The 6,917-nt window shown below is 29.9% G+C and carries 5 protein-coding genes; all 5 read left to right on the forward strand.

All coding sequences use genetic code 11. The features are described 5' to 3' along the window. Window positions 1-203: 203 nt before the first annotated feature. The 5 genes from purD (at window position 204) to CAMP5082_RS06615 (ending at window position 6,832) form a co-directional block, all read left to right on the forward strand. Window positions 204-1,454 (forward strand): phosphoribosylamine--glycine ligase, encoded by a 1,251-nt coding sequence (gene purD / locus CAMP5082_RS06595; protein WP_337206270.1) that lies wholly within the window; start codon window positions 204-206, stop codon window positions 1,452-1,454. Then, window positions 1,451-1,909 (forward strand): RDD family protein, encoded by a 459-nt coding sequence (locus tag CAMP5082_RS06600; RefSeq protein ID WP_337206271.1) that lies wholly within the window; start codon window positions 1,451-1,453, stop codon window positions 1,907-1,909. Before purD ends, CAMP5082_RS06600 begins: the two co-directional genes overlap by 4 nt. Further along, window positions 1,899-3,935 carry an LPS-assembly protein LptD gene (locus CAMP5082_RS06605; protein WP_337206274.1) on the forward strand — a complete coding sequence of 679 codons (2,037 nt, stop codon included), beginning with the start codon at window positions 1,899-1,901 and terminating at the stop codon, window positions 3,933-3,935. The genes CAMP5082_RS06600 and CAMP5082_RS06605 overlap by 11 nt, the downstream gene beginning before the upstream one ends. Then, window positions 3,935-4,591, forward strand: coding sequence for a phosphoribosyltransferase (locus CAMP5082_RS06610; RefSeq protein WP_337206272.1), 657 nt, complete (start codon window positions 3,935-3,937; stop codon window positions 4,589-4,591). The genes CAMP5082_RS06605 and CAMP5082_RS06610 overlap by 1 nt, the downstream gene beginning before the upstream one ends. Before the next feature lie 132 nt (window positions 4,592-4,723). Further along, window positions 4,724-6,832, forward strand: coding sequence for a polyribonucleotide nucleotidyltransferase (locus CAMP5082_RS06615; RefSeq protein WP_337206273.1), 2,109 nt, complete (start codon window positions 4,724-4,726; stop codon window positions 6,830-6,832). Window positions 6,833-6,917: the final 85 nt, after the last annotated feature.

Consider the following 6,917-nt stretch of genomic DNA (forward strand, 5'->3'; position numbering starts at 1 on the left):
TCGATATGGTATTAAAGAGGATCCAACACATTAATTATAAGCTGTGATGTGTGATTTACCGTGTTCTGTGACTTCGTTTGAGTTTTGAGAAAAGCGAGAAGCTGCAGCCTTTAAAAATCACCTAATGGCATACTTTGACTTTTTGAGGGTCAGACACTTATACTCCGGCCATTTGGGTTTTTGCAACACTTTTAAGGAAAATAATGAAAATTTTAATATTAGGAAGCGGTGCAAGAGAGTATTCTATCGCTTTGGCTCTTCAAAAAACAAATGATAATTTAGAATTTTATTTTGCTCCAGGAAATGGTGCTACTGCTAAAATAGGAACTAATCTTAATATGAAAGATCCTAAGGTGATTACAGCTTATGCAAAAGCATCTGAAATTGATCTTTGTATAGTTGGGAGCGAAAATTTTTTAGCAGAGGGTATAGTAGATCTTTTTAAAGAAAACAATATTGCTATTTTTGGGCCTACTAAAGCCGCTGCTATGCTAGAGGCTTCAAAATCTTATATGAAGAGTTTTTTAAAAAAATATAAAATTAAAACAGCTAAATTTTTAAATACAACAGATTATGAAAAAGCTAAGAAATTTATTACATCCTTAACACCTCCTATAGTGGTAAAAGCAGATGGCTTATGTGCGGGTAAAGGGGTGATTATCGCGCAAAGTCATGAGGAGGCTTTAGAAGCTACTAAAAATATGCTAAGTGGAGAAAGCTTTGGGGAAGCTGGAAAAATTGTTGTGATTGAAGAATATCTTGATGGCTTTGAGTTAAGTGTATTTGCAGTTTGTGATGGAAATGATTTTATATTATTGCCTGCTGCACAAGATCATAAAAGATTATTAGATAATGATAAAGGACCTAATACAGGTGGCATGGGAGCTTATGCCCCAAGTGCTTTAGCAAGTGAGAATTTGTTAGAGCAGGTGAAAAAAGATATAGTGGCATCAACTCTTAAAGGTATGAAAGAAGAAGGTGCTGAATTTGTTGGAGTGTTGTTTATAGGTTTAATGGTTGTAAATAATAAACCTTATGTTTTAGAGTATAATGTGCGTTTTGGCGATCCTGAGTGTGAGGTTTTGATGCCTTTGATAGAAAATCCTTTGGATTTATTTTTAGCATGTGTGAATAAAAATCTTGCTAATACTCATATAAAAATTAAAAATGAATTTGCTGTGGGTGTGGTTTGCGCAAGTAAAAATTATCCTTACAAGGATTCACCAAAAGCCTTGATTGAGATAGATAATGTCCCGCAAAATTCTCATATTTCTTATGCTGGTGTAAGTTTGGAAGATGATAAATTGTATGCTAGTGGTGGTCGTGTATTAGTTTGTGTGGGAACTGGAAAAAGCATTGAGGAAGCTCAAAAAAACGCTTATATGCTTTGTGAAAATGTTCATTTTAAAGGAAAACAATATAGAAAAGATATTGCTTTTCAGGTTCTTAAATGAGTGCAAATCAAGAATTATTTAATAAACTAGAAAAAGAAGAGCTAAAAATAGCAAGTTTTAAAAAAAGATTTTTAGCTTATATTATTGATAGTTTTGTAATTTTAGCTATTGTAAGTATTATTTTGCTTGATAAAATTAATTCTATGCAAACTTATGATGAAATTCATAATCTTTTAATGCGCTTTGCTGGTGGAATTTTGATTTTACAGTTTGCGTATCATAGTTTATTTACTTATTTATACGGTGCAACTTTAGGGAAAATGCTTTTGAAAATTATGGTGATTGACCAAGAATTGCTAGATAAGCCAAATTTTACCCAAAGTGCTTTAAGGGCAGGTGTAAGACAAATTAGCGATATGTTATATGGTTTAGGTTTTGCTTGGGCCTTGAGTAATATTGTTTTAAAAACTTGGCATGATTATGCAGCAAAAACAGTGGTGATAGATCTTGCGTAAAATATTACTTTCTTTAGCTTGTATAGGAAGTTTATATGCTTCTAAGGTAGATATTTATGCTTTAGATGCTGTAAAAAAAAATGATATTATAGAAGCAAAAAATAATGTAGTTGTAGTTTCTGATTTGTATTTAATCACCGCAAGTGAGGCTAAATTTAATGAAACAACTAAAGATTTAGAATTATTTGGTGATGTAAATATCTTACGAGGGCAAAAAGAAAGAACCAATTCTACTTATACTAAAATTAATCTTAAAAATAACACAACAGCTTTTAAAAATTTATTTTTTTCAAATAACGATTTAGAGGTTTGGTTGCAATGTCATCAAGCAGATTTAAATGATAAGTTTGTTGTAACTAAAAAGTCGGTTGTTTCTAGTTGTAATGTTGAAAATCCTGATTGGGAAATTCGTTTTGATGAAGGAAAATTAAATAAAGAGAGTAATTTTCTACATCTTTATAATGCAAGATTGTATGTAAAAAATACTCCTGTGATGTATTTGCCGTATTTTGGCTTTAGTGTAGACACTAAAAGGAAAAGTGGTTTGTTAATTCCTCAGGTGGTTTTAAAACAAAGCGAGGGGTTATATTATAACCAACCAATCTATTATGTTATTGATGATAATGCAGATATTCAATTTGAACCTCAAATTAGGACAAAAAGAGGCTATGGATTATACTCAACTTTAAGATTTATTGATAGTCCTTATTCTCAAGGTGAAATTAGTGGTGGTATTTTTGGAGAAAAATCAAGCTATAAAAAAGAAGAAAATTTAAAAAACAAAGAACATTATGGTTTAGAGATTAAATATTCAAGTGAAGCTTTACTCAAGAGCCTTTTGAGCGATGAATTTCAAGAAGGTTTATGGATTGATGCTACTTATTTAAATGATGTAGATTATATGAACTTAAGCTCTAGTGCAAAAACTGAAGCTTCTTTGGTTACCTCAAAAATAAATTATTTCTTATCTGATGATGATAATTATTATGGTGCTTATGCAAAGTATTATATAGACACTTCTAAAATTAGCAACAAAGATACCATGCAAGAATACCCTTCTTTTCAATATCATAGATATTTAAATGGTTTTTTTGATAACTATATACAGTATAGCTTAGATGCTTCTTTTCATAGATATTATAGACATACGGGTATTTATGCTAAAACTTTAGATTTTGATTTACCTTTAATTTATCATACAAGTTTTTTGGATGATTTTTTAAATTTTGCCTTTACAGAAAGAGTTTATGCAAATTTTGTAGATTATTCTAATACAGATATTAAAAATCAAGAGCATTTGTTTAGAAATTCACATAATTTTTCTTTATATACAGATCTTTCTAAACCTTATGAAAATTTTTATCATACCTTGTATTTAGGTGCTAATTATTTTATACCTGGAGCCAAATCAGGTAAAATTACCGAAGATTTTATAGAATTAAAAGATGATCCTGAGCAGTTTAATTTTTCGATGTATCAGTATTTTTATAGTGCTTTAGGCAAAAAAAAGCTATATCATAGTTTAAAGACTAAGTATTTTACCAAAGAAGGTAGTTTTGGTGGTTTTGATAATGTTGTGGAATATTTTTATAATGATTATATAAGTTTAAGAAATGAGGCAGAATATTCAGGGGTAGATAATCGCTTTGATAAAGTATTTAGTGAGGTCTTATTTGATTATGGTGAGTGGAAAGTTAGTTTAAATCATGCCTATAGAATATATGAAAAAGAAAAATATAATTTTTTAGGAACTAAAGCTCAGTATGATATAAATACCAACTATCAAATATTTGGGGGTTTGTGGTTTGATTTGAATAAAGATCCTGAAAAATGGGAGATAGGTTATACTTATCAAAGAAAGTGTTGGAATTATTCTTTGATGTATCGTAAGGATATTTCACCTAAACTTACTAGTGGTGGGATTAGCGCTAAAGATCAAAGTGGTGTATATTTTATGTTTAATTTTTATCCTTTGGGTGGCGTATCTTATGATTTTTCTCTGGAAGAAAATGAAAGGTCTATATAATGTTTTTTGAAGATGAAAAAGATGCGCTTGAAAGATTATATGATTTACTTTCATTAAATAAATTAAAAGATTATATCATTATTACTCCTTCTTTAAAATCTATAGTTTTTGTTGATGCATTGGCAAAAAAATTAGAAATACCCTATGATTTTTTATTTACAGAGCAAATCAAAGCTCCTAATAATGATGAATGTCAAATAGCTATGATTAGCGAAACAAAAGAATTAGTTTATAATGAAGCCTTAGTTAAGGCTTTTGATATAAGCTTAGATTATATTTATGGTGAGGCAAATAGAACTTATGAAGAAAAAATTTTAAAGAATGTATATCGTTATAGAAAAGGTAATCTTTTAAAAGATTTAAAAGGAAAAAATATTTTAATGTTGCATGAGGGGTGTGAGAGTGGGATTACTGCTTCTTCATGTATAAAAAGTTTGTTAAAAGAAGAGGTTAGTAGTATTATTTATGCCACCGCTTTGATGCCAAGTGATGTATATGATTATATTAGTGTTTTTGCAGATGAGGTTTATTGCGTGCAAAAAATTGATCATTTTGTAGATATTGAGTTTTATTTTAAAAATAAAACGATTTTGCAAGCTCACGAAATTTTAGATATTTTAGAAGAAAGTAGGTATTATTTACCTTTAAAAAAATAAATTTATATCTGAGCAATAAGTTGTTTAGATATAAATTTATAGGCAAAATAAAAACAGGCTTTTTAAGTTTTAGTTTTTAAAATTTAAAAAGCTTATTTGGTTTTGCCTATGATAAAAATTTAAAGGAAAATCATGCGACATGAAATAAATATCAATAATCATCTTGAAATATTTGATACCGATAAAGTGGCAAAACAAGCAGCAGGTGCAGTTTTAATGCAAGAAAAAAATGCAGTAGTTTTAGCAACTGTGGCAAGAGAAGAAAAAATGGTAGAAGAGGATTTTTTGCCTCTTACAGTTCAATATATAGAAAAAGCTTACGCAGCAGGTAAAATTCCAGGAGGTTATGTAAAAAGAGAAACTAAGCCAGGCGACAATGAAACATTAAGTGCTAGGATTATAGATAGAAGTTTAAGACCTCTTTTTCCAAAAGGATATGCATATCCAACCCAAATTGTTGTAATGGTTCTTTCTGCTGATCCTGAAGTAGATTTACAAGTGATGAGTTTAAACGCTGCAAGCGTTGCTTTGTATTTAAGTGATATCCCTATTAAAGCACCTGTTTGTGGCGTAAGAATAGGTCGTATAAATAATGAATTTGTTTTAAATCCAAGCAATAGCGAGTTAAAAAATAGCACTTTAGATCTTTATGTAGCAGGCGTTAAAGATGAGCTTTTAATGATAGAAATGAGAGCTTTGGCAAACAAGCAAGATGATAAACACCGTATGAATGAACTTAGCGAAGATGATACTTTAAAGGCTTTAGATTTTGCAAGTAGTGCAATCTTGCGTGGTTCCAATGAATATGAAAAAGCATTTGCTGCTTATAGAAAAAATTCTAAACTTGAGTTTAAAATAGAGTCAGATAATATTCAAATTATTGACTATATAAAAAATACTTATATAACAAAACTTAAAATTGCTATTAATCAAATGGCAAAAAGTGAAAGGGCAAGTGAAATTTTACAAATAGCAAAAGAGATTGAAAGCGAATCTATAGCTATTGAAAACGAATGGAAATTTGAAGATATTGAAAAAGCTTTACATGTATGCAAAAGAGAACTTATTAGAAACCAAATTATTAATGAAAATAAAAGAGCAGATGGTAGAGGTTTAAAGGATGTTAGAAAAATAGACATAGAAACAAATATTTTACCAAGTGCACATGGATCTTGTCTTTTTACTAGAGGGCAAACCCAAGCCTTAGTTGTGGCCACCTTGGGAAATGATAATGATGCGCAAATGTCAGATATGCTTACAGAAAAAAACCCAATTTGTGAAAAATTTATGGTTAATTATAATTTTCCAGGTTTTTCGGTGGGCGAAGCTAGCCCTATAAAAGCTCCTGGCAGAAGAGAGCTAGGCCATGGAAATTTAGCAAAAAGAGCTTTGTATCCTAGTGTTAATACAGATTATGTTCATACAATTCGTTTGGTTTCTGAAATTTTAGAAAGCAATGGTTCTAGTTCTATGGCTACTGTTTGTGGTGGTGCATTGGCTTTAAGAGCTGCAGGGGTAAAAAGTGAAAAACTAGTAGCAGGTGTGGCGATGGGGCTTGTTTTTGAAGATGAAAAATATGCTATTTTAACCGATATCATGGGGCTTGAAGATCATGATGGAGATATGGATTTTAAAGTAGCAGGAAGCTATGATGGAATCACTGCTTTGCAGATGGATATAAAACTTGGTGGTATAGAGCAACAGGTTTTAAAAGAAGCATTATATCAAGCAAAAGAAGCTAGAGAACATATTTTAAAACTAATGGAAGAAGCTGATAGAAATATCATTATTAATGAAGCTATTTTACCAAAGATTGAGATCTTTAATGTAGATCCAAACAAAATCCCTGATATTATAGGTCAAGGCGGTAAAACTATAAAAGAAATCATCGAAAAATTTGAAGTTAATATCGACTTAGATAGAGATAAAGGCGAAGTTAAGATAACAGGAATTAATCATGATTTAATTTCTCAAAGCAAAGAGTATATATTAAATTTACTTCACTCTAAAGGTTCTAACAAAAAGCGCGACAAAAAGGAAATGCCTAAATTTGATATCGGAGAAGAATTTATAGGAAAAGTTCAAAAAGTTGTAGAATTTGGAGTTTTTGTAGAACTTAAAGAAGGCGTGGATGGTTTATTGCATAATTCTAAGATTAAAGAAAAGTTAGAAGTAGGTAATGAAATTAAAGTTAAAGTTGCAGAAATCAAAAACGGAAAAGTATCTTTAGACTTAGCCTAAATTTTGAGTATATAAAAAAATATGCTCAAAATTTTATATTATATCTTGACAAAAGAATATTCTTTTGGCATAATTTCGTTTTTTG

The sequence above is a fragment of the Campylobacter sp. LMG 17559 genome, assembly GCF_024723605.1.
Lineage (GTDB): Bacteria > Campylobacterota > Campylobacteria > Campylobacterales > Campylobacteraceae > Campylobacter_D.

What these genes read in the sequence shown, in the direction of transcription:
- CAMP5082_RS06615 (WP_337206273.1), top strand. Translation starts at nt 4,724, where the DNA reads ATGCGACATGAAATAAATATCAATAATCATCTTGAAATATTTGATACC.
- CAMP5082_RS06600 (WP_337206271.1), top strand. Translation starts at nt 1,451, where the DNA reads ATGAGTGCAAATCAAGAATTATTTAATAAACTAGAAAAAGAAGAGCTA.
- purD (WP_337206270.1), top strand. Translation starts at nt 204, where the DNA reads ATGAAAATTTTAATATTAGGAAGCGGTGCAAGAGAGTATTCTATCGCT.
- CAMP5082_RS06610 (WP_337206272.1), top strand. Translation starts at nt 3,935, where the DNA reads ATGTTTTTTGAAGATGAAAAAGATGCGCTTGAAAGATTATATGATTTA.